General features: G+C 63.0%; 25 protein-coding genes, 1 other RNA gene and 1 pseudogene. 15 read left to right on the top strand and 12 right to left on the bottom strand.

Annotated elements, in window-relative coordinates; all coding sequences use genetic code 11:
- The first annotated feature begins 2 nt into the window (after positions 1-2).
- From ACIU1A_RS14710 to ACIU1A_RS14690, 5 genes and pseudogenes are all read left to right on the top strand, one after another.
- A complete protein-coding gene (locus ACIU1A_RS14710) occupies positions 3-554 on the top strand; it encodes a hypothetical protein (RefSeq protein ID WP_404927596.1) in 552 nt (183 codons plus the stop codon).
- Positions 452-1,192, top strand: coding sequence for a ribonuclease T2 (locus tag ACIU1A_RS14705; protein ID WP_404927595.1), 741 nt, complete (start codon positions 452-454; stop codon positions 1,190-1,192). Before ACIU1A_RS14710 ends, ACIU1A_RS14705 begins: the two co-directional genes overlap by 103 nt.
- A 177-nt stretch (positions 1,193-1,369) precedes the next feature.
- On the top strand, positions 1,370-3,019 hold the full coding sequence (gene ettA / locus ACIU1A_RS14700; RefSeq protein WP_140495150.1) for an energy-dependent translational throttle protein EttA: 1,650 nt from the start codon (positions 1,370-1,372) through the stop codon (positions 3,017-3,019).
- An 83-nt stretch (positions 3,020-3,102) separates the two neighbouring features.
- Positions 3,103-3,917, top strand: a pseudogene (gene tam, locus ACIU1A_RS14695) (trans-aconitate 2-methyltransferase).
- A 220-nt stretch (positions 3,918-4,137) separates the two neighbouring features.
- Complete coding sequence (locus tag ACIU1A_RS14690; RefSeq protein ID WP_404927594.1) at positions 4,138-5,259, top strand: beta-ketoacyl-ACP synthase III; 1,122 nt, start codon at positions 4,138-4,140, stop codon at positions 5,257-5,259.
- Positions 5,260-5,274: 15 nt separating this feature from the next.
- On the opposite strand, the gene ACIU1A_RS14685 is transcribed toward ACIU1A_RS14690, so the two are convergent.
- Together ACIU1A_RS14685 and ACIU1A_RS14680 are read right to left on the bottom strand one after the other, a co-directional pair.
- Positions 5,275-5,841, bottom strand: coding sequence for an isoprenylcysteine carboxylmethyltransferase family protein (locus tag ACIU1A_RS14685; RefSeq protein WP_140557515.1), 567 nt, complete (start codon positions 5,839-5,841; stop codon positions 5,275-5,277).
- Positions 5,842-5,979: 138 nt separating this feature from the next.
- Positions 5,980-7,169, bottom strand: a protein-coding gene (locus tag ACIU1A_RS14680; RefSeq protein ID WP_404924977.1) for an IS3 family transposase whose coding sequence is annotated in 2 segments (ribosomal slippage) — positions 5,980-6,911 and positions 6,911-7,169 — 1,191 coding nt in all. Because the reading frame shifts where the segments join, the coding sequence is not laid out codon by codon here.
- A 128-nt stretch (positions 7,170-7,297) separates the two neighbouring features.
- On the opposite strand from ACIU1A_RS14680, the gene ACIU1A_RS14675 reads away from it, so the two are divergent.
- Positions 7,298-7,924 (top strand): MOSC domain-containing protein, encoded by a 627-nt coding sequence (locus ACIU1A_RS14675; RefSeq protein ID WP_404927593.1) that lies wholly within the window; start codon positions 7,298-7,300, stop codon positions 7,922-7,924.
- A 48-nt stretch (positions 7,925-7,972) separates the two neighbouring features.
- Here the strand turns inward: ACIU1A_RS14675 and ACIU1A_RS14670 are convergent, their stop codons facing one another.
- From ACIU1A_RS14670 to tsaA, 4 genes are all read right to left on the bottom strand, one after another.
- A complete protein-coding gene (locus ACIU1A_RS14670) occupies positions 7,973-8,812 on the bottom strand; it encodes an SDR family oxidoreductase (RefSeq protein ID WP_140557518.1) in 840 nt (279 codons plus the stop codon).
- A gap of 135 nt (positions 8,813-8,947) precedes the next feature.
- Entirely contained in the window at positions 8,948-9,904 is a 957-nt protein-coding gene (locus ACIU1A_RS14665; RefSeq protein WP_404927592.1) for an aminotransferase class IV, read from the bottom strand.
- A 131-nt stretch (positions 9,905-10,035) separates the two neighbouring features.
- Complete coding sequence (locus ACIU1A_RS14660; RefSeq protein WP_404927919.1) at positions 10,036-10,350, bottom strand: DUF2293 domain-containing protein; 315 nt, start codon at positions 10,348-10,350, stop codon at positions 10,036-10,038.
- Positions 10,350-10,871, bottom strand: a complete 522-nt coding sequence (tsaA, locus tag ACIU1A_RS14655; protein ID WP_404927591.1) for a tRNA (N6-threonylcarbamoyladenosine(37)-N6)-methyltransferase TrmO — start codon at positions 10,869-10,871, stop codon at positions 10,350-10,352. The genes ACIU1A_RS14660 and tsaA overlap by 1 nt, the downstream gene beginning before the upstream one ends.
- A 176-nt stretch (positions 10,872-11,047) precedes the next feature.
- Between tsaA and ACIU1A_RS14650 the strand changes: the two genes are divergently transcribed.
- Both ACIU1A_RS14650 and metF read left to right on the top strand, forming a co-directional pair.
- Positions 11,048-12,070 carry a metalloregulator ArsR/SmtB family transcription factor gene (locus ACIU1A_RS14650; RefSeq protein ID WP_140495166.1) on the top strand — a complete coding sequence of 341 codons (1,023 nt, stop codon included), beginning with the start codon at positions 11,048-11,050 and terminating at the stop codon, positions 12,068-12,070.
- Complete coding sequence (gene metF / locus ACIU1A_RS14645) at positions 12,070-12,987, top strand: methylenetetrahydrofolate reductase [NAD(P)H] (RefSeq protein ID WP_404927590.1); 918 nt, start codon at positions 12,070-12,072, stop codon at positions 12,985-12,987. The genes ACIU1A_RS14650 and metF overlap by 1 nt, the downstream gene beginning before the upstream one ends.
- 372 nt (positions 12,988-13,359) lie before the next feature.
- On the opposite strand, the gene ACIU1A_RS14640 is transcribed toward metF, so the two are convergent.
- Entirely contained in the window at positions 13,360-14,289 is a 930-nt protein-coding gene (locus ACIU1A_RS14640; protein WP_404927589.1) for a DMT family transporter, read from the bottom strand.
- A gap of 208 nt (positions 14,290-14,497) precedes the next feature.
- Between ACIU1A_RS14640 and ACIU1A_RS14635 the strand changes: the two genes are divergently transcribed.
- Entirely contained in the window at positions 14,498-15,718 is a 1,221-nt protein-coding gene (locus tag ACIU1A_RS14635) for an alanine racemase (RefSeq protein ID WP_140516626.1), read from the top strand.
- Positions 15,719-15,840: 122 nt separating this feature from the next.
- Here ACIU1A_RS14635 and ACIU1A_RS14630 read toward each other — a convergent pair whose 3' ends face one another.
- Positions 15,841-17,019 carry a lytic murein transglycosylase gene (locus ACIU1A_RS14630; protein WP_140559517.1) on the bottom strand — a complete coding sequence of 393 codons (1,179 nt, stop codon included), beginning with the start codon at positions 17,017-17,019 and terminating at the stop codon, positions 15,841-15,843.
- Between the two features lie 186 nt (positions 17,020-17,205).
- Complete coding sequence (locus ACIU1A_RS14625) at positions 17,206-18,000, bottom strand: GH25 family lysozyme (RefSeq protein WP_140516622.1); 795 nt, start codon at positions 17,998-18,000, stop codon at positions 17,206-17,208.
- Positions 18,001-18,316: 316 nt separating this feature from the next.
- Here ACIU1A_RS14625 and ACIU1A_RS14620 point away from each other — a divergent pair, with 316 nt between their 5' ends.
- Complete coding sequence (locus ACIU1A_RS14620) at positions 18,317-19,696, top strand: serine hydrolase (RefSeq protein WP_140557523.1); 1,380 nt, start codon at positions 18,317-18,319, stop codon at positions 19,694-19,696.
- Between the two features lie 4 nt (positions 19,697-19,700).
- On the opposite strand, the gene ACIU1A_RS14615 is transcribed toward ACIU1A_RS14620, so the two are convergent.
- Entirely contained in the window at positions 19,701-20,366 is a 666-nt protein-coding gene (locus ACIU1A_RS14615) for a class I SAM-dependent methyltransferase (RefSeq protein ID WP_140557525.1), read from the bottom strand.
- Positions 20,363-21,610: a DUF3419 family protein gene (locus ACIU1A_RS14610; protein ID WP_224518994.1), complete on the bottom strand. Its 1,248-nt coding sequence runs from the start codon at positions 21,608-21,610 to the stop codon at positions 20,363-20,365. The genes ACIU1A_RS14615 and ACIU1A_RS14610 overlap by 4 nt, the downstream gene beginning before the upstream one ends.
- A gap of 235 nt (positions 21,611-21,845) precedes the next feature.
- Between ACIU1A_RS14610 and ACIU1A_RS14605 the strand changes: the two genes are divergently transcribed.
- The 5 genes from ACIU1A_RS14605 to rnpB all read left to right on the top strand — a co-directional run bounded on the left by ACIU1A_RS14605 (position 21,846) and on the right by rnpB (position 25,084).
- On the top strand, positions 21,846-22,055 hold the full coding sequence (locus ACIU1A_RS14605) for a hypothetical protein (protein ID WP_140495184.1): 210 nt from the start codon (positions 21,846-21,848) through the stop codon (positions 22,053-22,055).
- A gap of 155 nt (positions 22,056-22,210) precedes the next feature.
- Positions 22,211-22,930: a TerB family tellurite resistance protein gene (locus ACIU1A_RS14600; RefSeq protein WP_404927588.1), complete on the top strand. Its 720-nt coding sequence runs from the start codon at positions 22,211-22,213 to the stop codon at positions 22,928-22,930.
- Entirely contained in the window at positions 22,927-23,682 is a 756-nt protein-coding gene (locus tag ACIU1A_RS14595; protein ID WP_404927587.1) for an N-acetylmuramoyl-L-alanine amidase, read from the top strand. Before ACIU1A_RS14600 ends, ACIU1A_RS14595 begins: the two co-directional genes overlap by 4 nt.
- Positions 23,683-23,892: 210 nt before the next feature.
- Positions 23,893-24,609, top strand: a complete 717-nt coding sequence (locus ACIU1A_RS14590) for a lytic transglycosylase domain-containing protein (RefSeq protein ID WP_404927586.1) — start codon at positions 23,893-23,895, stop codon at positions 24,607-24,609.
- A gap of 65 nt (positions 24,610-24,674) precedes the next feature.
- Positions 24,675-25,084: RNase P RNA component class A (gene rnpB, locus ACIU1A_RS14585), an RNA gene on the top strand.
- 168 nt (positions 25,085-25,252) lie between these two features.
- Here rnpB and ACIU1A_RS14580 read toward each other — a convergent pair.
- Entirely contained in the window at positions 25,253-26,368 is a 1,116-nt protein-coding gene (locus tag ACIU1A_RS14580; RefSeq protein WP_140557586.1) for a cystathionine gamma-lyase, read from the bottom strand.
- Between the last annotated feature and the right edge of the window lie 251 nt (positions 26,369-26,619).

Here is a 26,619-nt window from a genome sequence, read left to right as displayed (position 1 = left end):
CAGTGATTTCCACCCTGGCCCGCCTCGGTGGCGCCGGCCTTGTTTGCGCCGGGGCCGGTTCAGCGTCAATCCGCCATTCCGGATTTCTCGCGATGATGTTTCTTGCATCTGGCCGGTGGAATATCGCAATTCTGACATGGAGACAGCTTCAGTCTGTCGCCCACCTTTTTCATCCAGGATTCCCCATGCGCATTGCTGTTGTTTTCGGATTGGCCATGTTGGCGGCATCGTTAACGGGTGCGGCCCATGCCGACGTCAGGATGAGTGGCACCTTCGTTGCCGACGCCTCCTGTCCGGCGACGCAAGCCATCAAGAACGGCAAGAATCCCGGCAATGTCTCGACTGATGCCGGACAGAGCTATCAACTGCTGGCGGGCAACAAGGATGCGCCGACGCACTATCTCATTCTGGTGCCGGGCGCAGATCCGGATCGGCGCTGGGTGAAGGTCAGTTGCGGACATCTCTCCGGCAGCAGCGCAGCAACGCTGCCGGCGACCCCGGCGGGCCGGGCAAGCCGGCGGCGTCAGGAAAACCCGAATATGTCTTCGCGCTGAGCTGGCAGCCGGCTTTTTGCGAGACCAAGTCCAGCAAGAGCGAATGCAAGGCACAAAACCCGAATGAATTCGATGCCAGCAACTTCACCTTGCACGGCCTGTGGCCTCAGCCGAACGGGAACTTCTATTGCCAGGTACCGGCCAGCGACAAGGCCAACGACAGTCCGGCGCACTGGAAGGATCTTCCGCCTGTCGATTTGGACGCCGGCACGCGCGCGGAACTCGACAAGGTTATGCCGGGCACCGCTTCGCAGTTGGAGCGGCATGAATGGATCAAGCACGGCACCTGCTACGGCAAGAACCAGCAGGAGTACTTTTCCGACGCACTCGGCCTGATGCGTGCGGTGAACGGCTCAGCGGTGCGCGATCTCTTCGCCAAGAACATCGGCGGCAAGCTGACGGCGGATCAGATCCGCGGCGCCTTCGACCAGGCCTTTGGCGCCGGCGCCGGCGATCGCGTGCGCGTCTCCTGCGTCATCGATCCGTCGAGCGGCCGGCGGCTGATCGGAGAGTTGACGCTTGGCCTTGCCGGTCCGATCGGCCCAAACAGCTCGCTCAAGGACCTGCTGCTGGCCTCGGTGCCGACCAACAAGGCCGGTTGCCCGACCGGAACCGTCGACGCGATCGGGTTCCAGTAGGTCCTGAGCTCATTCCACCCGGCAGGAAGGCCGGGGCAACGCCAACGCCCGTTGTTAGTGCGGCCTGCGATCGGTTCGATGCGGCGAAAGCGATTGCCGTTCGGCTCCGCATCGCCTACATAGCGGCCAACCTCCATTCAGATCGACAAATCAGTTAGTTTTTCAGGGAAAGCGCGCGTGGCACGCCAGTTCATCTATCACATGTCAGGCCTGTCAAAGGCCTACGGCACCAAGAAGGTGCTCGATAACGTTCATCTGTCCTTCTACCCGGACGCCAAGATCGGCATTCTCGGTCCTAACGGTTCGGGTAAGTCGACCATCCTGCGCATCATGGCCGGGCTCGACAAGGAGTTCCAGGGCGAGGCGTGGCTGGCCGAAGGCGCGACCGTGGGCTACCTGGCGCAGGAGCCGCAGCTCGACAACAGCAAGACCGTGCGTGAAAACGTCATGGACGGCGTCGGCAGGAAGACCGCCATCATCGAGCGCTACAACGAATTGATGATGAACTATTCCGACGAGACGGCGGACGAGTCGGCCAAGCTTCAGGACGAGATGGATCGGCTCAACCTTTGGGACCTCGAACAGCAGGTCGAGATGGCGATGGACGCGCTGCAGTGCCCGCCGGCCGATTCCGAGGTGACCAATCTGTCGGGCGGCGAGCGCCGCCGCGTGGCGCTGTGCCGACTGCTCCTGGAACAGCCCGACCTGCTTTTGCTCGACGAGCCGACCAACCATCTCGACGCCGAGACCACGGCGTGGCTGGAAAAGCACCTGCGCGACTATCCGGGCTCGGTGCTGATCATCACCCACGACCGCTACTTCCTCGACAACGTCACGGGATGGATTCTCGAGCTCGATCGCGGCCGTGGCATCCCTTACGAGGGCAACTACACCAAATATCTCGACGCCAAGGCCAAACGCCTGATCCAGGAAGGCCGCGAGGACGACGCCCGCCAGAAGTCGATCTGGCGCGAGCGTGAGTGGATCCAGTCCTCGCCGAAGGCGCGCCAGACCAAGTCCAAGGCCCGTATCAAGGCCTATGAGGAATTGGTCGAGCAGTCGCAGAATCGCAAGCCGACCGACACGCAGATCGTCATTCCGTCGGGCGAGCGCCTCGGCAATGTCGTCATCGAGGTTGAAGGGCTCACCAAGGGCTTCGGCGATGAGCTTTTGATCGAGGACCTGTCGTTCAGGCTGCCGCCGGGCGGCATTGTCGGCGTCATTGGCCCGAACGGCGCCGGCAAGACGACGCTGTTCAAGACCTTCACTGGCCAGGAAAAGCCTGATGCGGGGTCGATCCGCATCGGCGAGACCGTCAAGCTCGGCTATGTCGACCAGAGCCGCGACGCGCTGGATCCGAACAAGACGGTGTGGGAAGAAATCTCCGGTGGCGCCGAAGTCATCAAGCTTGGCAAGCACGAGGTCAACAGCCGCGCCTATTGCTCGTCCTTCAACTTCCGTGGCGGCGATCAGCAGCAGAAGGTCGGCAACCTTTCGGGCGGCCAACGCAACCGCGTACATCTGGCCAAGATGCTCAAAGGCGGCGGCAATGTGCTTTTGCTCGACGAACCGACCAACGACCTCGACACCGAGACGTTGAGCGCGCTCGAAGATGCGCTGGAAGCCTATGCCGGCTGCGCTGTCATCATCAGCCACGACCGCATGTTCCTCGATCGCATGGCGACCCACATGCTCGCCTTCGAGGGCGACGCGCATGTGGAATGGTTCGAAGGCAATTTCGAGGAGTATGAGAAGGACAAGCTTCGCCGCCTCGGCGCGGAAGCGGCGGCCCCGCACCGCATGACGCATAAGAGGCTGACGCGATAAAAGCCGCTATCGCAGTGGCGCTTCCGGTCGGCGACGACGGGATCGTCACCCAATTCTGGGATAGCCGGCTTGTCGCGCCGGTCATGGAAGGTGGCAACCGCCGCGAGGTCTTACCGTTGAACAGCCCAGCAAAGCCCGATTGGTCCGCCGCCCAATATTTGAAGTTCGAGGACGAGCGCACGCGTCCTGCGCGCGACTTGGTGGCGCAGGTGCCGGTCGACTTCCCCGCAGGGTTGTCGACATAGGCTGCGGGCCGGGCAATTCGACGGAGCTTCTGGTCGCGCGCTGGCCGGATGCACAGGTGAGCGGCTTCGACACGTCTCCCGACATGATCGAGAAGGCTAGGGCACGCCTGCCCAATGTCAGCTTCGACCTTGCCGATGTCTCGACATGGGCGCCGGCTCAACCGGTCGATGTGATCTTCGCCAATGCCGTGTTCCAGTGGCTGCCGGAACATCCTGATGTCTTCCAGCGGCTGATGGGTTTTCTTGCGCCCGGCGGCGCGCTCGCCGTGCAGATGCCAGACAATATGGGCGAGGATTCCCACAGGCTGATGCGCGAGACTGCCGCCGAAATGCCGTTCGCAGCCAAGCTGAAAGGGGCGGCGCGCGCGCCGCTGCCGCCGGTGTCGTTCTATTATGATCTGTTGTCGCCGCTTTCGGACCGGCTCGACATCTGGCACACGGTCTATAACCATCCGCTGGCCGACGCCGGGGCGATCGTGGAATGGGTGAAGTCGACGGGCTTGAGGCCTTTTGTCGACCCGCTCGATGCGGACGAGAAGATGCTGTTCCTCGAAAGCTACACGGCCAGGATCGCCAAGGCCTATAAGAAGACCGCAAATGGCAAGGTGCTGTTGCGTTTCCCGCGCATTTTCATTGTCGCCAAGCGGGCTTGAACGACCAACGTCGATGAGGAGCCGGGGCAGTTCGTGGCAGCCGCGACGACGGCGCATGCTGGAACAACTCACAGACTAACACCAAACTGTGCGCATGGTGAGGGGACGCGGGAACCGGTTTAAGCTGGCATAAACCGGCTCAATGCGACAAGGGTTGCGCCGGGCCTCCCTTACGCCCACATCAAAGCCCCTGAACGCCTGCGGATGGGACGGACTGGACATGCATCGCGTCATCATCAGCGGTATCGGCGTCGAAATCCCCGAGCCAGAGATCAGCAATGAGGAACTGGTCGCCAGTTTCAACAACTGGGTCGACACGGAAAACGCGCGCCGGTCGGGCACGGACCAGCCGCTGCTGCAGAAATCGGACAGCGATTTCATCGTCCACGCCTCGGGCGTGCGCAGCCGTCATGTGATCGAGCGCGAAGGCATACTCGACCCGACCCGTATGGCACCGCGCATTCCGGCGCGGCCGGACGATGCGCTGTCGCTGGAGGCCGAGTTCGGCATCGCTTCGGCCCGCAAGGCGCTTGACCATGCCGGGTTGCTGCCCTCCGATATCGACCTAGTGATCTGCTCGGCCTCGCACCACCAGCGGCCCTATCCGGCGATCGCCATCGAGATGCAGCAGGCCCTGGGCACCAAGGGGGCGGGCTTCGACATGGGGCTCGGCTGTTCCTCCGCCGCGGCAGCATTGCACATGGCGGTCAATCTCGTGCGTGCGGGCGCCCACAAGCGCATCCTAGTGACGACGCCCGAGATCATCACCGGCCATCTCAATTTCCGCGACCGGCAGACGCATTTCATCTTCGGCGACGCCTCGGTGTCGATGGTGGTCGAAGGGCTGGCACTCGGCGAGAAACGGCCGGGACGTTTCGAAGTGCTCGACACGCGCATCTGGACGCAGATGTCGAACAACATCCGCACCAATCTCGGCTACCACACCCGCACCGCACAGGACGATCCCTACAGGATCGATCTGGAGGGCAATCTGATCAAGCAGGTCGGCAACAAGGTGTTCAAGGAAGTCACCGTCGCCGGGCACAAATTCATCGTGGAGTTCCTGGCCGAGCACGGCCTGACGCCGCAGGCGGTGCGACGCTTCTGGCTGCACCAGGCCAATGCGCGCATGAACGCCATGATCCTGAAACTCTCATTCGGCCACGAGGTCGATCATGACCGCGCGCCCATGGTGCTGGAGCGTCTCGGCAACACGGCGGGCGCCGGCGCCATCGTCGCGCTGTCGGAGAACCATGCCGACATGAAGGCGGGCGACTTCGGGCTGATCTGCGCTTTCGGCGCGGGGTATTCGATCGGCGGCGCGCTGCTGCGGATGCTGTAGGACGCGCTTGCCGCTTCAGGCCGGCGAAAAGGGAACGAGCATCGGCACGCGGCGCGCGTAATCGTCATAGGCGGGCCCAAGCTCGCCGCGCAGGAAACTTTCCTCCAGCCTCGCCTTGATGACGATCCCGACAAGCAGCAGGGCGGCGCCCGCGACGCCCCATACCGTGCCCTTGACGGCCATGGTGGCGAGGACCGAAAGCAGCAGGCCGGTATAGATCGGATGACGGACAAGCGCGTAAGGGCCGGTGTCGATGATGCGATGATCGGCCTTGGCCGTTACCGTGCTGGACCACAGCCGGCCGAGATGCAGGCGGGCCCACCATGCACAGGCGATGCCGATGGCGATCAGGGCGACGCAAATCCAGGCTTGGGTGAGCGTCGGCGTCCAGAGCCGAAGCCGACCCACATAGCCGTGCGCCGGAACGAACAGCAGGACGGTGCCGGCGAGCCAGAGAACCCGATATCGCGCCTCCGCCCTGAAATCCGCCCGCTTGCGCACGGGATCGGCCCATGATGCGGCAAGGATCCACGATACCAGCCAGAACAACCAGAGCGCGGCAACGGCGTGTCCCACCTGCATGACCCGAACCTCCTCCCGATCTGGCGCCATCGTCTATGCCCGCGGCGCGGCGGCAATGCGGCGCGCTGAGGACGGCAACGGCGTTTCCGGTAAGAAAGTCGTGATCGGCATCAAACGGCGTGACGTTGCCCCCAAGTTTTATCCAATCCTGAGTTCGCTCCGGCGATCTATGTTGCCCTGTTGGGCGGTTTGAGCGACGGGCACAGGCGCGGAGCTGATCACGGTGCGCAGCGCTGTGTCCCGTCGCGGGGTGAAGGTGTGGGCGAACTCGAAGGGGGTCTGCCATCCGAGCCGCGAATGTGGGCGATTGAAGTTGTAATCTGTCCGCCAACTGGCCAAGACCGCGCGAGCCTGTGCCAATGAGGTGAACAGCGTCTCGTTCAGCAGTTCGTCACGGAGGCGACCGTTGAAGCTCTCGATGAAGCCGTTCTGCATTGGCTTGCCCGGCGCGATATAATGCCAGTCCACGCGGCTTGCATCGGCCCAGGCAAGGATCGCATTGCTGGTCAGTTCGCTGCCATTGTCACTGACCACCATCTTCGGCTTGCCGCGTTCGATCACGAGCCGATCGAGTTCGCGGGCAACCCTCACGCCGGACAGAGACGTATCCGCGACCAACCCCAGGCACTCGCGCGTGCAGTCGTCGACGACGGTCAATATCCGGAAGCGACGGCCATCGGTCAGCTGATCCGACACGAAGTCCAGTGACCAACGGTCGTTGGGTGCAACGGGGACCATCATCGGTGCCCGCGTTCCAATGGCTCGCTTGCGGCCGCCACGGCGCCGAACGGCAAGCCTCTCCTCGCGATAGAGCCGGAACAGACGCTTGTGATTGACCACATAACCTTCCCGCCGCAGCAGCACGTGCAGGCGGCGATAGCCGAAGCGCCGGCGCTCATGCGCGATCGCCTTCATCCGCTCCCGCAGGTCACCATCGTCGCCACGGCTCGCCTTGTGGCGAACCGTCATCCGACAGCAGCCGATGGTCTTGCACGCCCGCCGCTCGCTCATCTCGAATGCCGTTCGAAGATGCGCGACAGCCTCTCGCTCGGCAGCGGGCGTCACCATTTTTTTCCGAGAAGATCTTTCAAAGCGGCATTGTCGAGCATGGCGTCCGCCAGGAGCCGCTTCAGACGAGCGTTCTCATCCTCCAGCGTCTTCAGCCGCTTCGCTTCCGACACGTCCATGCCGCTATACTTCGCCTTCCATTTGTAGATGCTGGCGTCGCTGACCCCGTGCTTGCGGCACAGATCGGCCACCGAAACTCCGGCCTCATGCTCCTTCAAAATCCCGATGATCTGCTCTTCACTGAAACGGCTGCGCTTCATTCTCTGGTCCTCGCGTTGGGCCAGAGCGAACTTCAAACCGGATTAAGCCAAAGGGGCAACGTCAGGCGTGATCGGATCATCAGCGCTTTCGACTGGACCGCATTGCGGAGGGCCTCTAGACGAGACTGATGCAGGAAACCAACCTCGACCTTTTTCCGGCGGACCTGACGGTCGACATCGTGCCGGGCCGCAAGCTGGCGGCAAGAGCGGCGGCGCTCTATGCCGCTCCGTTCGACCATTTCGAAACCAAGGCGGTCGAGGAATTGCAGTTGGGCTTCGACGGCATAGCGGGCGATTTTCATGCCGGGATAACGCGACGCTCCGGCGGGCGCGAACCCTGGTATCAGCGCGGCACCGAGATGCGCAACGAGAGACAATTGTCGCTGGTGTCGGCGGACGAACTCGCGCTGGTCGCCGAACGCATGGGCCTCAAGGAGATCAAGCCTGAGTGGATCGGCGCCAACGTGCTGATCGAAGGGATACCGCATCTTTCGATGCTGCCATCCGGCTCGCTGCTGTTCTTCAAGGGCGGCGTGACGGTCAAGATCGATGCCCAGAACAAGCCATGCCGCGTCGCCGGACAGTCGATCTCCGAGCATGTCCGGGCGGCGGACCGCGACGCCACCGCGCTGCTCTTCCCGAAAGTCGCCAAGCGGCTGCGGGGCCTTGTCGCCTGGGTCGAGAAGCCCGGAATCGTCAGGTCCGGCGAGGAAATCTCCGTGCGGGTGCCCGAGCAGTGGATTTATCCCGCCTGACGAGGCAGCCACGCCGCCGCTCGAAACGGCGTGGGCTGAGTGATCCGACTAGGCGTTGCGGTTCTTGTTGGCGCCTTGCGCCATGACCGAGACGTGGTCCCACTTTTCCCACGTGGCGATGCGATTGGCGTATTCCTGTTTGATCATCGGCAGCCCGCCGTCGCCAAAGAATACCCTGAGAGGCGGCTCGGCCGCGTCGACGATGGCCAGCATCGCCGGTCCGGTGGCCTCGGGATCGCCGGCCACGGCGCGGCTGCGGCGCTCCGCCATGGCAGCGCGGACGGGCGCATAGGCGTCCAGCGCTTTGGAGACCTTGGCCGACGGACCGGCCCAGTCGGTGGAGAAGCCGCCGGGCTCGACCAGCGTGACATGGATGCCGAACTCCGCGACCTCGAGGCTCAGCGACTGGCTGAAGGCTTCCAGCGCCCATTTCGAGGCGTGGTAGAGGCCAAGCGAGGCGAAGGCATTGACGCCGCCGATCGAAGAGATCTGGATGATGTGGCCGGAGCGCTGCGCACGCATGATCGGCAAGGCGGCCTGGGTGACCCACAGCGCGCCGAACACATTGGTTTCGATCTGGTCGCGGGCTTCCTGCTCGCTGACCTCCTCGATGGCGCCGAAATGGCCATAGCCGGCATTGTTGACGACGACGTCGAGCCGGCCAAAGCGCTTGTGCGCCCCGGTGATTGCGGCATCGACGGCTTTCTTGTCGGTGACGTCGAGCTTTATCGCCGCGATGTTGTCGCCATACTTCTCGACGAGATCGGCGAGTGTGCCGGCATCGCGGGCGGTTGCCGCGACGCGGTCGCCGCGAGCGAGCGCGGCCTCGGCCCAGACCCGGCCAAAACCTTTCGACGATCCGGTGATGAACCAAACCTTGTTTGTCATGATGAAGTCCTTGCCCGTGCAAGCTGGAATTTTTTCGGAGATAAGTGGAGGCCTCTCCGCTTTGTGCCATATACGGTGCGTCCCGCGACTTTCCAGAGGCGGTGGCGGAATTATTTGGACGGGAGCGGCGACCGGTCAGGGGTAGCGTACAGCGCTCGACCAGGCCGGATCCTTATGCTTGTCCCAATAGAGCGCCATCAGTCGGCCGGTAATCGCGCCGGGCCTGGCGTCCGCGACTGGGCTGCCGTCGATCATGGTGACCGGCATGATGCCGCCGGCGGTAGAGGTGATGAAGACCTCGTCGGCCTCGCGCAATGCCGCGACGCTGACGTCGGCCGAGGCGGCGAACGGGCCTTCCAGCGCACAGAGATCGAAAACGGTGCGGCGGGTTATGCCGGGGAGCACGCCGATGGCCGGTGTCGAGAGTTTGCCGTCCTTGACACAGAAGACGTTGAAGCCCGGACCTTCGGCGATATTGCCGTTGAAGTCGAGAATGAGCGCTGTGTCGGCGCCGCGGTCATAGGCATCGTAAAGGCCGCGCACCAGGTCGAGCCAGTGGTAATTCTTGATCGCTGGTTCGATCGAGGCCGGCGGAATGCGCATCTTGTCGCTGATGGCGACATTGAGGCCGCGCTGTAGCTGCTCGGCATTGGCGACCGAGCCGAAGGGCACGGCAAACGCCATGAAGCGGTTGATCGCCTGGCGCGGATCGCGGCTGAAAGCAGGGGAAGCGCCGCGCGTGCACAGCATTTCGACATAGGCGGCGCGGTGTCCCGACAGTGCCACGCAATTGTGCAGGATCTCCGTCACGCCATCGCGGTCGAACGGGATCGTCATGCGCAATTTCTCCAATCCGCCGAAGAAGCGGTCGAGATGCAGGTCAAGCCGGAAGAAGCGGCCGTTCCAGACATGCACCGTGTCGTAAGTGGCATCGGAATGCAGGAACCCCCAGTCCAGCACGGAGACGTTGACCTGCGACATCGGCAGGTACTGGCCGTCGAGGAACGCGATGCCGTCGGGATAAGCATGCGGGTCGACGTGGCGGTCGCTCACCACAGGCAGCGGCCGTGTATCCTGTGCGGTCTGGCTCATCGGCACCTCCTTGCGTCGCAGGCTATCGGTGTCAGGCAGAGGGCATAGAGCCAGTCATCCGGCGTCGTTCGTCCTCGAAGTGAAAAGCTGCCAGCCATGCTACCGAGCGCCGTGCCGGACCGGCAACAGCTTCAATCATCCTCGTCGTCGGCGTCGAGCAGGCGGGTGGCGCGCCAGCGGGTAAGCACGACATTGGTCTGCTCGATGACGAAGAAACGCGCCGAGTCGCGGTCATAACCTTCGGCGAGCAGCTTTTCGTAGTCGGTATAGGCGTGGCGGATATGGGCAACCGTCGCCAGCCACACGGCAATGGTCGGCGGCAAGGTCTTCATGTGGACGGAGCCGGCATCCGCTCGGATCTTCTCCATATCGGCATAGGGCGCCAGCGGCAGAAGCGCGGTCAACGCCTTCGTGACGGCGCGGCGGCGGCCGGTCGGCGCCTTCATCATTCGTCGCGTCCTTCGATGGTTGCCTCGGCGAAGGCATCCGTCGATGCGAAATAGGGTTTTATGTCGACCACCGGGGTGCCATCGAGCACGTCGACGGCGTCGATCTCAATGCGGCCGGTGGCGATGTCGAGCGCGACCAATTTCGCCACATGCAGGCCGATCGGGTTCGGTCGGGCAGGGGAGCGCAGGCCGAATACGCCTTTTGCTTCAGCCGCATGGCGCGGTTTCTGCACGATCAGAGTCCGCGGCGCGTGGTGGAGCCACGACAGGATGACGAGATGGCTGGTGCGCTCCAGCCCTTGCAGGCCGGCGCGGTAGGGCGGGTCGATCGTCAGTGCTGCCGGCTGCCCGGTCTCGCGCGCCGCGCGCATGTTCTTGGGGCAGGTTTCGCGCGTCGTCCATGGCGAGGCGATACGGCCGATGAAGACGACGCCGCCATCCGCCGGCATCAGCGCCGGATCGATCTTGAGCCTTTTTTCACCCTCCCGCACCTCAAACATCTCACGCCGCCCGGTCATTTTATCCATCTTTTTGTTGACGCATGTCTTGCCCTGAAACCGCTACACATTTTAGGCGACATGCACCGAGAAATCACGCCTGCGGCATTTTCTTGTCCGGAAGCGACATAGCGCTTGCAAGGCTGTGAAAATCGACATAAACATATGTTTATATCTTTTTCAAAGAGAATACGCTGATGCATGTCGCGCTCGACACCATGGTGGATACATTGAAGGCGGCGGCCGAATCGAGCCGCTTGCGCATACTGGCGCTGCTGTCGCGCGGTGATCTCACCGTGTCCGATCTTACCGAGATTCTCGGCCAGTCGCAGCCGCGCGTGTCACGCCACCTGAAGCTGCTCCTGGAGGCCGGGCTGATCGGCCGTTACCAGGAGGGGTCGTGGGCCTTCTTCCGGCTGTCGGATACGGATTCCGCGCGCGACTTCGTGCTGCGGCTGGTCGCCGGCATTCGCGGCGCCGATCCGCAGGTCGAGCGCGATCTCGAGCGGCTGGCCTCGGTCAAGCGCAAGCGGCAGGACCGCGCGGCGGAGTATTTTTCGCAGAACGCGGCAAGCTGGGACCATATCCGCTCCCTGCACGTGCCTGACCGTGCGGTCGAGGCAGCCCTCATGAAGCTCGTCGGCAAGCGGCCGTTCCAGTCGATGCTCGATCTCGGCACCGGCACCGGACGCCTCTTGGAGATATTCTCGCCGCTCTACCGGCGCGGCATCGGCATCGACATGTCGCGCGAGATGCTGACCGTCGCGCGCGCCAACCTCGACAAGGCCGGCGTCTCCAATGCTCAGGTGCGGCAGGGCGACATCTTCTCGCCGCCGGTCGAGCGCGACGCCTTCGATCTCGTCACCATCCATCAGGTGCTGCATTATCTCGATGATCCTGCGCGCGCCATCCATGAGGCGGCGCGGCTGCTGCGCCCTTCCGGACGGCTGGTGATCGTCGATTTCGCGCCGCATACCCTGGAATTCCTGCGCGACGAGCACGCGCATATGCGCCTCGGCTTTTCCGACCGGCAGATCGGCGAGTGGTTCTCCGAAGCGGGCCTTGATCTCGAAGATGCCCAGGAGTTCGAGCCGCGCGGCGGCACCGAGGCCAGGCTCACGGTCAAGCTCTGGCTTGGCCGCGACCGGCGCCTGCTGATCGCCGATCCTGCCAATGACAGCCAGCAGACCAAAGTGAGTTCGATAGGGGAAATCGCCTGATGAACCAGTTCCGCTTTTCCCGCCGCCCCGACATTGGCGACAAGGTCAGGGTTTCCTTCGAATTCTTCCCGCCAAAGTCGGATGAGATGGAGGCGAGGCTGTGGGACACGGTCACCCGACTGGAACCGCTGAAGCCGAAATTCGTCTCGGTGACCTACGGTGCCGGCGGTTCGACTCGGGAGCGCACGGCACGCACCGTAGGCCGCATCCTGAAGGAGACCAGCCTGACGCCAGCAGCACACATGACCTGCGTCGACGCTCCACGCCCTCAGGTCGACGCGGTGATCCAGGAATTCGCCGACATGGGCGTGAAGCGGTTCGTCGCCCTGCGCGGCGATCCGGCCGCGGGCGTCGGCACCGCCTATCGTCCGCACCCGGACGGCTATGCCAATGGCGCCGAGCTGGTCGGTGCGCTGAAGAGCGTGGGCGATTTCGACATCTCGGTCTCGGCCTATCCGGAAAAGCATCCGGAAAGCCCCGACTTCGCCACCGACATCGACATGCTGAAGCGCAAGGTCGACAATGGCGCGACGCGGGCGATCACCCAATTCTTCTTCGACAACGATCTCTACGAGCGCTATGTCGAGCGCGCGCGTCGCGCGGGCATCTACATCCCGATCGTGCCGGGCATCCTGCCGGTGCACAATTTCACCCAGGTCGCCAATTTCTCGGCACGCTGCGGTGCGCTGGTGCCGGCATGGCTGGCCGAACGTTTCGATGGCCTGCAGAACGATCCGCAGACGCATGCGCTGGTCGCATCGGCCGTGGCGGCCGAGCAGGTGCTGGACTTGGTCGAGCAGGGCGTGGGCGATTTCCACTTCTATACGATGAACCGGGCCGACCTCGTCTTCGCCGTCTGCCACATGATCGGCATCCGCTCGCATGAGGCGGAAGTGGCTGGCTCCGCAGCCGCCTGAACCGGGCTTGAGATGCAGAAAGGCCGGGTAAAAACCCGGCCTTTCAAACTGGTTGATTATTGGGTGCTGGTCTTCCCCGTTTTTGGCGGGTTCAGGGAAGAACGCCTATAATGAGGGCGCCGATGAATGCAAACGCAGCACAGATCATCAATGCGTTGATTGGCCTCGTAAGTCCCATGACATAGCCTCCTCTTAAAGAGCTATGGCCGGAGTCTAGGGTCATTTGTGCCACAGGCAAGCGGAAAATGTGCTGCATTGCGACGCGATTGTGGAGTTTGCGACCTCGTTTTCGCCGTTAGGCGTTGAAACTTCTAGGCAAAAATCAGATACGAACCTGTGAATAAATTATGGCGGCTTCGTGTCGTTGGCATGTCATGGCAGCGCTACCCTGCGGATGAACAGGCGCCCGTCTATCGTCACCAGGCCGAAACCGATCAGCATCATGCCGCCGATTTCGAACAATTCCAGCCGCTCGCCGAGGAACAGGAAACCGAGCAGCATGGCACTCACCGGCACGATCAGCGTCACCAGGGAGGCGTTGGTGGCGCCGGCCGAGGCGACGAGATTGAAATAGAGGATATAGGCGAAGGCGGTGGACAGCAGCGCGAGCGCCAGCACCGCCGCCCAGACCGGCGCCGAGGCCGAGAGCAGGCCGGCGGGACCGTGCGCAAGCAGCACGACCGGGATCATGATGACGGTCGAGGCGGTCAGCTGCCCGGTGGCAATGACCGGCGAGGGCACGCCCTTGAAGCGGCGGGCGACCATCAGTGCGACGCCGTAGGACAACGATGCCCCGATCAGCGCGAATTTGGCCCAGACCGGGCCGCCGAGGCCGGCAACCAGGCCGGGGCCGATCATCACAGCCGTGCCGGCGACGCCAAGCGCAATGCCGGCCAGCTTGTTCCAGGAGAGCTTCTCGTCCGATGTCAGGGCGTTGGCGAGGATCAGCGTCCAGAACGGCGTGGTCGCATTGAGCACCGAGGCGACGCCGGCGCCAAGCTCGGTCTGGCCGGCGAAGATCAGCGAAAAAGGTACGACGTTGTTGGTGACCGCGAGCAGGAAGAACAGGCCGGCATGAGGAAGGGCAAGGCGGAAGGATGGGCCGCGCAGGAAGAGATAGAGCTGTAAAGCGAGTGCCGCGATGGCGACGCGAAACAATACCAGCACCAGCGGGTTAAGCTCCGCCACGGCAATGCGGGCGAAGAAAAAGGAGCCGCCCCAGATCGCGCCGAGCAGCAGAAGCTGCGCCCAGTCCTTGAGCGCCATCGGTCCGCGCGGTGCTGATGTCGCGGCTATTGCCATGTGATGCGTCCTCCCCGGACGGCCGAATGCAAGCAGCCAGACAGAAGCCATATCGGGTTCGCAGGCAAGAACCACCCGAAACCTGCCCGATGGCCTGTCTCCCCTGACAAAGCCTAGCGCCCTGCCGTCAGGCGCACGAGACACAGAATTGTTTTCATTGGTCGCTAGCTTGGATTAATTGTGCGCAGGCTAGGTCAAGGATTCGTCCATGCAGCGATTCGAGAATGCCCGCGAGGCGGCACTGGCGCTTCGCCCGGACGATCCGGTCTACTGCTTCCGCCCGCAGGTGCTGAAGGCCGATGCCTTGCAGTTCATGGGCATGTTCCCCGGCAAGACGGCCTATGCGGTCAAGACCAATGGCGAGCAGATCGTGCTGAAGACGCTGGTCGAGGCCGGTGTCTCCGCCTTCGACGTGGCCTCGCCCGGCGAGTTCGCCGCCGTGCGCGCGGTCTCGGCCGATGCCGAGATGCTCTACATGCATCCCGTCAAGGCGCAGTCGGACATCAAGCTGGCGCTGGAGAAATACGGCATCCGCGTCATTGCGCTCGACCACGAGGACGAGATCACCAAACTGACGCGGGTGGTCAGGGCACTCGACATTGACCCGGGCGCAATCAGCGTGTTCGTTCGAGTGCAGACCAAGGGCCATGCGGCTTACGAGCTGTCGAAGAAGTTCGGCGCCGGGCCTGCCTATGCGGTCGAGCTCGCCGAGCGGCTGAACCGTACCGGCTACAAGGTCGGCCTGTGCTTCCATGTCGGCAGCCAGATCGAGGACCCCGACACCTACGAAAGGGCATTGGCTTCCGCCGATTGGGTGCGCAACCGGTTGACCTTCGACCTGGCCGGTCTCGATGTCGGCGGCGGTTTTCCGGCCGAATACGGGCATGATCCCAACCGCAAGCAAGTCGCGATGCCGTCGCTCGGCCAGATCATGTCGCGGCTTTCTGGAGACCTCAAGGAATACCAGTTCGACCAGATGCCGCTGGTGGCCGAGCCCGGCCGGGTGATCGTGGCGCGCTGCCTGTCGCTGATCGTGCGGGTGCTTTTGCGCAAGGGCAAGCGGCTCTACATCAATGACGGCATCTGGGCGTCGCTGTCGGATTCATGGACCGGCAAGATCACGCTGCCGGCGCGCTTCATTCCCGATCCGGCGATTCGCACGCGCAATGGCGACGAGAAAACCATCGTGCCGTTCAAGGTCTGCGGCGCGACCTGCGATTCCGTCGACATATTGTCGCGGCCGTTCTGGCTGCCGGAAACCGTCGACACCGGCGACTGGATCGAGATCGGCCATATCGGCGCCTATTCGCTGTCGCTGAGAACCCGTTTCAACGGCTTCTATCCCGACACTTTCGTCGAGGTGGCGACGTCCTTCGACGAGGGCGACGCGCCGGTGGGATTGGCGAGTCTGGAGACGATGGCGGATTAAGTAGGGAGTAGGGAGTAGGGAGTAGGGAGTAGGGAGTAGGGAGTAGGGAGTAGGGAGTAGGGAGTAGAGAGTAGGGAGTAGAGAGTAGGGAAATGGCTCCGTCATTACTTACTACTTACTACTCACAGCTTCGCTAAAAGCTCCGGCGTCGGCCAGCCGTCCACGGGCAGTCCCAGCCGCGTCTGCTCCTTGCGGATCGCTTCGCGGGTGTTGGTGCCCAAGATCCCGTCGACCGTGCCAACATCGTAGCCCTTGGCTTCCAGCTTGGTCTGCAGCGCCTTCATTTGCTCGTTGTTGAGCCCCGGTTCGGGATTGCGCGGGTCGATCGGCGGCGCGCCGGCCAGCCGCGCGGCAAGATTGGCCGCGGTCAGCGCGTAGGTGAAGGACTGGTTCCATTCGAGATAGACGTCGAAATTTTCGTAAGTGAGGAAGGCCGGCCCCTTGCGGCCCATGGGCAGCGCCAGCCCGGCCTTCAGGCCCTTGTCGACCAGCGGCGAGCCGTCGGGATTGGTGACGCCCCACTGCGCCCATTGCGTCAGCGGCAATTTGTTGGTGCGGCCCGTCTGGTCCCAAGGCATCTCGTCGGGCACGCGCACTTCCTGGATCCAGGGCTCGTCGCGCTTCCAGCCGCGCGACAGCACCTTGTTGGCCGTGGTCATAATCACGTCCGGCACGCTGCCCCGCAGGTCGATCTTGCCGTCACCGTCGCCATCGACGCCGCGGGCAAGATAATCCGAAGGCAGGATCTGCGTCTGGCCGATCTCGCCAGCCCAGGCGCCGTTGACGTCGGCCGGCAGCACGCCATGGTCGATCAATTCCAGTAACGGCACCAGCTGCTGCCGGAACAGCTGCGGGCGGCGGCAATCATGGGAAAGCGTCACCAGCGCGCTGAGCGTATGGAAATCGCCCTGCACGGCGCCGAAATCGGTCTCCAGCGCCCAGAAAGCGGTGATGACCGGCGCCTGGACGCCGAACTGCTGGTCGGCGCGGGCGAAGATATCGGCATATTTCTTCATGTTCGCCGCGCCCTGCTTCAGCCGGTAGGCCGAGATCATCCGGTTGGAGAACTCGATGAAGGTCTGGGTGAAGACGCCCTGCGCACGGTCGCGCGCCAGGGCCCTCTCGTCGAAGCTGGCATCCTCGAGCGCTTCGAGGCCGACAGGGCCGACACCCGCCGCCTTGGCTTCCGCTGCCACGCCCTGCTTCCAGGTTTCGAAGTCGCCGCCACATTCCTGCGCCATCGCCGGCAAGGCCGTGGCGCACAGGAACAGCACCGCGAGGGCTTGGGGACGCAGTCGCATAGACTTCCTTTCGACATTCAGGATTCCCGGGCGGCCTTGCTGTCCATCTGGATGCGCGTCGCCCCGGAATACCGGCGGTTGCACTCTTGGCCGCCGGCCGTGTCGAAAGCAGGCGGCAGGCCCGGTGTCAACGGGTGTTCTGCAGCAACCCTTCCTCCGGGCGGCTTGGCACCCGTTGACACGGTGTCAACGGGTGTTCTGCCTCAACCATTTGTCCCAGGCGGCTTGGCTGCCGTTGAAGACGTTTATATCGGACTTGCCGATCATGCCGGGAACGATGCCGGTTCCCGTATACTGCCAGAAGGTGAAGGGGTGGCTGCCATATTTCTGACGCGGGTGGCCGGCGACGGAGCGTAGCCAGTAGGGATAACCGCGGAAGGTCGACAGCTCGTTGTCTTCAAAGAAGTCTACCGACGTGTAGATGATCGGCTTCTTGCCGTAATGCCGCTCGACGATTTCGAGGAAGGTGGTCATCTCCGCGCGCACGGTGGCCGGGTCGGGGCGCAGCCTGCAGGTCGGCGATTTCGGGTTCCATTCCATGTCCAGCACCGGCGGCATGGCCGAACGGTCGACGGGGACGTTGCGGATGAACCAGCGCGCCTGTACCGCCGCCGGAGTGCAGAAATAGAAGAAATGATAGGCGGCACGAGGAACGCCGGCGGCTTTGGTGCGCGCCCAATGCTCGTTGAAATAATCATCGAAACGGTCGCCGCCCTCCGTCGCCTTGATGAAAGCGAAGGAAATACCGCTGGCCTTGGCGGTCGGCCAGTCGACCGAGGTCTGGTATTTTGAGACGTCGGTGCCGTGAACTGCGTAATTCCAGGGCGCGCCGCTGTCCCATTCATGCGGCTTGGAATCGGCGAAGCGGGGCGCGCGCACCGCAACCGAAGGGGTGCTGGATGGCGACAGTGGCGACAGATCCTCCACGGTCGAGCATGCGCCGAGCAGCGTCAGCATGAAAAGGGCCGCAAGACGGCGCATCACAACTCCCGAGCCGGTTGCAGCCGGTTGCTGATGGGTCTGTGCACTGATGGCCGGCGCTTGGTCTGGCCCCCGCCGGACGATCGCCCCACAGCATCGCCCGGTATATCGCCAAAACGCGCATTTTTTCGGCGCGCTTTGATTTTGTTTCCTGCCGTGATCCCAAAAACGCGGCGCGCTGTTGGGCGACATGCACCTGTGATCGCCGATCATGGTTGATATCTGGTTGACGACGCTCGACAAGGCCCATGATTTTGCGGAAGCAATGGCGGCAAATCGATGACATGGATCGAGCCTGGATTCGGGGGCGGGAAAGATGCGGATCATTGCCAAGATCGTCAAACGGCTGCTCGGCCTGGTGGTGCTGGCGGTCGTGGCGCTGTTTGGGTGGCTCTATTTCGCGCCGCCCGAACTGATCCGGGTCGGCTCGGGCTATTCGGCAAAGATCGTCTGCTCGAACGTTTTCGTCGCCGGGCGCGATGCCAACGAGGTGCTTGCCGTCGATGTGCAGGCGCCCGGTCATCCCTTGCTCAAACTGATGCGGGTCTCGGTCGACAAGAACCGGGGCACAGTTTCCGCCGGCCTGCTTGGCTTCCTCGGCAAGAGCATCGCGGTTTCTCGCGACGGGCTGGGCTGCGCCTCGGTTCCGGATGGCGATGTCGGCAAGGCGCGGCGCACGGCGATCCATGTCGAACCCTCGGCGGCAAGACAGGATGCGCTGTGGCCGGAAGGCGAGCGGGTCGAAGCCTCGCAGAACTCGGAGGTGGCGAAGATCGTCGACGATGCCGCCATGACCGGCGCCGGCATGCGCGCCGTGGTGGTGGTCAAGAACGGCCGCGTCGTGGCGGAACGCTATGGCGAGGGCTTTTCCGCCCGAACGCCGTTGCTCGGCTGGTCGATGACCAAGACGGTCAATGCCGCCATAGTCGGCACGCTGGTCAAGAACGGCAAGATGGCGATGACCAACCAGGGCCTTTTCGCGCCGTGGAAGGCCGATGGCCGCGCCGCGATCAGCCTTGCCGACATGATGGCGATGTCGAGCGGGCTGGAATTCAACGAAGACTATGGCGACGTCGCCGACGTGACGCGCATGCTCTATCTCGAACCCGACATGGCGGGCTTTGCCGAAGCCAAGCCGCTCACGGGCGAGGTGGGCAAGGTGTTCTCCTATTCGAGCGGAACGGCGGTGATGCTGTCGCGGCTCTGGCAGGATGCGGTCGGCGACAAGGCCAAGGCGTTGACGTGGCCGCGCACCGCGCTGTTCGAGCCGCTGGGCATGCACAGCGCCGTGCTCGAGACCGACGAACAGGGCACGTTCGTCGGCTCATCCTATCTCTACGCCACCGCCCATGACTGGGCCCGCTTCGGCCAGTTCCTGCTGCAGGGCGGGGTCTGGAACGGCAACCAGATACTGCCGGCCGGTTTCGTCGACTGGATGCGCGAACCTGCGTCGGCCTCGAAAGTCTACAGCAAGGGGCAATTGTGGATCGAGGCGCCGGGCGACGAGGAAAACCCCGGTGCCGGCGTGGCGGCGGGCCTGCCCAAGGACACCTATTGGATGGAGGGGCATGATGGGCAGACCGTCGCCATCATTCCATCCGAGCAATTAGTGGTGGTGCGGCTCGGCCTGACGCCGGCCAAGCTGGGCTACAGGCCGCAGACCATGGTCGGGGCATTGGTGAAGGCGCTGCGCTAGCCAATCAGCTGCTCGGCCGGACCACCGCCAGCCAGGCGTAGCCGCGATAAAGTGTGCGGAAACGGAAGGTTGCGCCGATTTTTCGCGATTCCGATTCCAGCACCTCGCGCAACATTTCACGGGGCGTGACGTGGAATTTTCTGAGCCAGCCGCGAAGCAGGGTCCGAAACCAGTCCGGCAGGCCTTCCTGCTGGCCGAAGTCGACGATGTGCAGGGAACCGCCCGGAGCGAGCGTTGCCAGCGCGGCGGAGACCGTCTTTTCCCAGCCTGGGATCATCGACAATGAATAGGAGACGAAGACACGGTCGAAGCTGTCGCGGCCGAACAGCGCCTTTACGTCGAACTCCGTGGCGTCGCCCCTTGCCAGCATGACGCGATCGGACAGGCCTTCGCGGGCAATCGCGGTGCCCGCGGTCTCCAGCATCTCTGCCGAAATGTCGAGGCCATAGAAGCGCGCGCCGGGAAAGCTGCGGGCGGCGAGGATGATGTTTCGCCCGGTGCCGCAGCCGAGCTCCAGCACCGTGCCGCCCGGCGGAACGTCCAGCCCTGATATCAGCCGGTCGCGGCCGAGCAGATAATATTTGCGGGTCAGGTCGTAGATGTGACGCTGCCAGCGGTAGACACCGTCCATCAGTTCGGCGTGATTGGCCGGCAGCTCGGTAGTGCTCATGAGGCGCGCTTCACGTACAGATGAAAGCCGCCATAGATTGCCGAGCGGTCGCGGGTGGAGAATTCGCGCGAGGCATCGCTCTCGTAGCTCCACTGGTCGAGCAGGGAAGCGGAGACGCGGCCCGGCAGCAGACTTGGCTCGGCCGCAGTGCGGAAGATGACACGCGCGCCGGCGGAGGCGGTGCGGGTGATTTCCGACCACAGCGCATTGAGCTGGTCGTCGGTCATCCAGTCCTGCGCGTCGAGCAGGATGAAACGGTCGACGGAACCCGCGTCCTTGCCTGCCAGGAATTCGATCAGATTGGCATGATGAATGGCGACGCGGTCTACATTGCCGCGAATGGCCTCATAGTTCTGCCTTTCAAGATAGGCGGGCAGGGCGGCTTCGCCGGGTTGGGGGTAGCGCCTGGCAAAGGCTTGCCAAGCGAAATAGTTGTTTTTCAATGGAAAATCGCAGGCGAGCTTTTCCAGCCGGGCTTTCAGCACACTGGCCATGGTGCCGTCGCCGGACGTGATGAGAGAGTCATATTGCGCGGGCGGGATGCCGAGGCCGAACAGCGAGGCCTTGCGCGAGGTCGCCCATTTCAAAAGCGGCTTTTCGAACACCGGGGCCAGCTCCTGGTGGAAGAAGCGGCGCTGCTCGCCAATGTTCCTGGCCTGCATGATGCCGGCGGGGTCGACGCCGAAGAATTTAGCCGTGCGGTGGCCCATGGCGATGAACAGGCCAAGCAGGCCGGTCTGGTAGAAATTGCGGTCGAAGACGGCGATGCGCCTGATGCCGCGCCAGTTGCGGCGCTCCCAATAGTGGCGGCTGACCGGATCGAGATGCGGCGCGATGAAGCGGTCGTAAGCCTGAGAATTGTGGTCGTTGCCGGCGGCACCGAAGAAGCGAAACAGGTCGCCCTGCGAAGGCAGGTGGCGCACCGCCTCCAGCTTCATGCGGTTCAGGGCTATGTGAGCGGCATTGAGATCGACGGCGTCGATCCTGGCCGGCGACCGGGTGAGATAGGCCAGGATATTGCAACCGCCGGAGGCAATAGTGACGACGCGGTGGCCTTCGCCAAGCTGCATTGCGTCCATGTCGACATCGGGATCTTCCCAGATCTGCGGATAGACCAGGCCCGAAAACAGGAAGGCGAACAGCCGTTCGGAAATTCCTGCCTTCGACAGGGGGCGGTTCTGGTAGACGGCTTTTCCAACTTCCTTGCCACGGCGAAAGATCAGATCTGCGGAAACGTCCGTCATGGCAAGGTGATTCCCCATTTGCTTTGCCGCAAGCGGGTAACGCCCGGCTATGACAGGTGGATGACAGCGATCCGCACAGGGGAGCGCAAAGCTGTTTCACCCCCGGGGAGGCGCAAGGGGAGGATGCGAGCGATGTTACATGCGGAAACGCATCGTTACGAAACCCATGGCTGAGTGATGCATTTCCTTCTCGACCGTTCACTGCAACGTGAGCGTGTGTTGAAGGAGAGATATCATGAAAAAACTCATTCTTGCGTCGGTGTCCGCGCTTGCGCTGCTCGGCGTCGCTGCATGCAGCGACAGCGGCACGGGGACGGATAACACCACCACCCAGAGCACCAATCCGCCGGCCGAGCAGCCAATGAAACCTGCGGCGCCCGCGGATAATTCGACCAAGCCTGCCGAGCCGGCTCCGGCAACGCCCGCTCCTGCGCCCGCGCAGTAGTCCATTAGTACCTGTGTTCTGGCGAAGGGCCGGCGTCTTGCCCGCCCTTCGCCCAGGCGGGTAGTGGTTCCGACACGAGATCGATTGTCGTCGGAGGTATGATGCCGGCCGTTATTGGCTTGATAGCGGGGACCGGTTGGCTCTAAGAAGCGGCCATGTCGATTTGGGACCGCCTCGGCGACTTCATCACGCGGATTTCGTCCTCAGCCTCGTCGGGCGTCGCCGACGTGGTCGAGGCTGTACGCACCGTTTTTTCCGGCGATGCGGATTTGCGCCGTCGCGTCGCTTTCTCGGTGGCGATGATTGCGCTCTCGGCCAAGATGGCCAAGGCCGACGGGGTCGTCACCCAGGATGAGATACGCGCCTTCCAGGAAATATTCGAGGTGCCGCCAAAGGAGACGCGCAACGTGGCGCGGCTCTATGATCTGGCCAAACGTGACATTGCCGGCTTCGAGACCTATGCCGAGCGCATGGCGCAGCTTTGTGGCTCCGGCCATTCGAACTGCATGATGCTGGAGGATATACTCGATGGCCTGTTCCACATCGCCAAGGCCGACGGGCTGATCCATGAGCGTGAAGGCCAGTTCCTGCACCGCATCGCCGAAATCTTCCGCATAGACGAGGTGCACTACGAGGCGATCCTTGCCAGGCACGTCAATCTTGGTGCGGCCGACCCCTATGTCGTGCTCGGCATCGAGCGCGGCAAGCCGTTCGAGGAGGTCAGGAAACGCTACCGCAAGCTGGTTTCCGACAATCATCCGGACCGGCTGATCGCGCGTGGCCTGCCGCAGGAATTCATCAAGATCGCGACGACGAGGCTCGCGGCGATCAACACCGCCTATGAGATGATCGAGCGGGGCCTGCGGCACGCATGAGCGGCTTCCTGCCCGACGAGCCGAGCGCCGAGGTCAGGGTATCGCCGAATTTCGGGCCACGGCGCGAGACGCTGAAGCCCCACATGATCGTGCTGCACTATACCGGCATGCCGACAGGCGCCGGGGCCGAGGCGTGGCTGTGCGACCCGGCCAGCGAAGTCTCCTCGCACTATCTGGTGCATGAGAACGGCCATATCGTGCAGATGGTCCGGGAAAGCGACCGCGCCTGGCACGCTGGGAAGAGTTCGTGGTTCGGACGCACCGACATCAACTCCTGTTCCGTCGGCATCGAGATCGTCAACCCGGGGCATTCATTGGGTTATCCCGGTTTTCCCAAGCGACAGATCGATGCGGTGATCGGCTTGTGTGCCGGAATTGCCAGCCGGCATGCGATTGCCCCCCAGCGGGTGCTGGCGCACTCCGACGTGGCGCCGGGGCGCAAGATCGATCCGGGCGAGAAGTTTCCCTGGCGGGCCCTGTTCGAGGCCGGCGTCGGCCACTTGGTGGCGGCGGCACCGATCAGGCGCGGCGCCGTGCTGAAGACCGGCGACGCTGGCGCCGATGTCGAGGCGCTGCAATCGATGCTGGCGCTCTACGGCTATGGGGTCGAAATATCGGGTGTTTTCGACCAGCAGACGCGGGTCGTGGTCGAGGCTTTCCAGCGTCATTTCCGGCCACGCCGGATCGATGGAGTGGCGGACGGATCGACGATACGCACGCTTCAACGGCTGCTCGCTTCCCCCGGAACTTGACCTTAGGTCAGGATGCCGTCCAAGTAATGCTTTTCCGACATTAGGTTACAAACTGTCACTTAAAGTGAATTGCCCCGCCTTCATTGCGCGCAATTCGGGCCTCAAAGGGCAATCCGTACAGTTTGTCGGGCGTCTAACCCCCGGATGATCCGACATTAATCAAGCAATGCCGCGCGGAGATCTTCGCGCGTTCAGACAGAACAGGATCACATGCAGAAATTGACCGTTGTAACGGCAGCTCTTGCTGCCGCCGTAATGACTTTTGCCTTCGGGGCGGCGAGCGCCGCGCCGCTGAGCCCACGGGCCGATCAGGGGCTCGTCGCAGCGACCGCCAAGGGCAAGGCCATTTCGGCCAAAAGCAGCAAGGATGTGAGGGCGGCGAAGCGGTCTTCCGCGAAAGTGGAGAAGGCGAGCTGGACCAAGGCCAAGAAGCCGAGCACAAAACAGAAGACCAGGCGAGGCCGCAAGGCCGTTGATAAAACGACGACGGCATCGATCGGGATCAAGGAAGCAGTGGCCTCGACGGCAGCGGTGGCCAGTGGCGATCAGTATTCGGCCATCGTGGCGCGTTACGCCGCAAGCTATGGCGTGCCGGCGTCGCTCGCTCACGCCGTGATCAAGATCGAGAGCAACTATCGGCCGAACCTCGTCGGCGGCGCCGGCGAAATCGGCTTGATGCAGATCAAGCCGGCGACGGCGCGGATGATGGGCTATAGCGGCTCGGCCAATGGACTCTTCAATCCGGACACCAACATCAAATACGGCATGAAGTATCTTGCCATGGCGCGGGATCTCGGCGGCGGCACGACGTGCGGCACGATCCTGAAATACAATGCCGGCCACGGCGCCACCCGAATGAACCCGGTCTCGGCCGCCTATTGCAGCAAGGTCAAGGTGCAACTGGCGGCTGTCGGGTCGCCGGCGTGACAAGAACCGGTCGTAACCGGCTTTTTTGGTTGCGTTTTGTGGCGTGAACCCCTTTATACGCCTGGCCAGCTGGCCGGGCGGCCGCACCAGCAAAAGCCGAAAGGCCGCGGGTGAGGAAAGTCCGGGCTCCATGGAGACACGGTGCCGGCTAATGGCCGGCGGGGGCGACCCCAGGGAAAGTGCCACAGAAAGCAAACCGCCACGACTTGGCTTTGCCGGGTCGGGGCAAGGGTGAAAGGGTGGAGTAAGAGCCCACCGCGCGACTGGCAACAGGAGCGGCACGGTAAACCCCACCGGGAGCAAGACCGAATAGGGGCGGTGCGAGGGGAAACCCTCGAGGGCTGTTTCCGGCTCACCGTCCGGGTAGGTTGCGTGAGGCGCATGGCAATATGCGCCCAAGATGAATGGCCGCCACGTTCTCGCGCCGCAAGGGGCGAGGGCCATACAGAACCCGGCTTACAGGCCAGCTGGCAGTTTTTAAGCTGCCCGAGAAAGTTCTTTGAGATCAGCAGGTTGCGCCCTCCGGCGCGCCTGTCGATTCAGGTCTTTTGATTGGTCGCCCGTGGACGCGATCGAAATTCTTCGCGTGCTGCACGGCCATCGCAATATCGAAGCCGAGGACCTTGGATCATAACCGATCCGGTCAGCCGCCGATCCTGTCCAGCGACGCCTCTATCGCCTTCCAGAGCTCTTCCACCGGCTCACAGCCTACAGAAAGGCGAACGAAGCCGGGCGATACCGCATCGCCTCGTTTCGAACGCCGCTCGGCGGAGGTGTGGACGCCGCCGAAGGATGTCGCGGCCTGCATCAATTCGCAGTTGTTGATGAAATCCTCGGCCTTCTGCTCCGAAGCGAGTTCGAAGGAAACAAGGAAGCCGAAGCGTTCCATCTGGGCACGGGCAAGATTGTGCGAAGGATCGCCTTCCAGGCCGGGATAGCGCAGGCCCGTGATCGCCGGGTGACCTTGCAGGCGCCGCGCGATCACTTCCGCCGAGGAGCACATGCGGTCGAAGCGCACGTCGAGCGTTTCGAGGCCACGATGCACAAGCCACGCTTCGAACGGCCCTGGAATGCCGCCGGACGTTTCGCGCCAATCCGTCACCGCGGCGATGATGTCGGCGTTGCGGCTCGCGACATGGCCGAACAGCACGTCGGAGTGGCCGTTGGGCGCCTTAGTGTCCGCAGCGATGACAATATCCGCGCCATGGTCGAGCGGGCGCTGGCCGAAAGGCGTCATGGTCGTATTATCAACGACAAGCAGTGCGCCCGCTTTGTGTGCGGCCGCGGCCACCGCCGCGATATCGCATATGTCCAGCCCCGGATTAGCGGGCGTCTCTACGAAAGCGAGACGATAGCCTTCGAAACCGCCATCGAGGAAGGTCGAGGTTGGCCTCACATCGTAGGCGATGCCGAGTGGTTTCAAGAAGCGTTCGGCCAGTGCCCTTGTCGTGTGATAGCCATCCGAAGGCAGAAGAATGCGGTCGCCGGTCTTGAGGACAGCGAAAAATGCCGCCGAAATCGCCGCCATTCCGGAAGGAAAGGCGACGCAGGGCGCGTCTTCCAGATGCGCCAGCATATGTTCTACCGCATCCCAGGTCGGATTGCTGAAACGGCCATACTGGTTGAAACCGGTGGCGTCGCCAGGCGCGTGAAAGATGGCAGCCATGGTGAGTGGCAGGGGGATGGAATCGCCGACGGCAAGTGCGTTGCGACGGAGGTGGGCAAGAGCCGCGGCGCGCGACCGTGCTGTTTCAGACATCGACATTCCAACCCTCTTGGTGACCCTGGACGTGTGGTGAGACGCTATGCCCGGCAACAGCTCGCGACAAGGCGCGTCCGGTTGGGCCAAGCGGCTCTAAACGCTTCGTTAGGCTTAATGATCCATAAAGACGAGACGTGTTTTCAAAGCCGCTTCCATCCGTCGCGACTGCATGTTGTGAAGCCTGTTCCCGTTGACGCCCATAACACCCCATGATATCCCATATCGATACCAAAGCCTTCGTTCCGCGT

The organism is Mesorhizobium maamorense (assembly GCF_044998965.1).
In the GTDB taxonomy this organism is placed as follows: Bacteria; Pseudomonadota; Alphaproteobacteria; order Rhizobiales; family Rhizobiaceae; genus Mesorhizobium.
The sequence above is the reverse complement of the archived record's forward strand: the minus strand, read 5'-3'. Positions and strand labels throughout refer to the sequence as shown.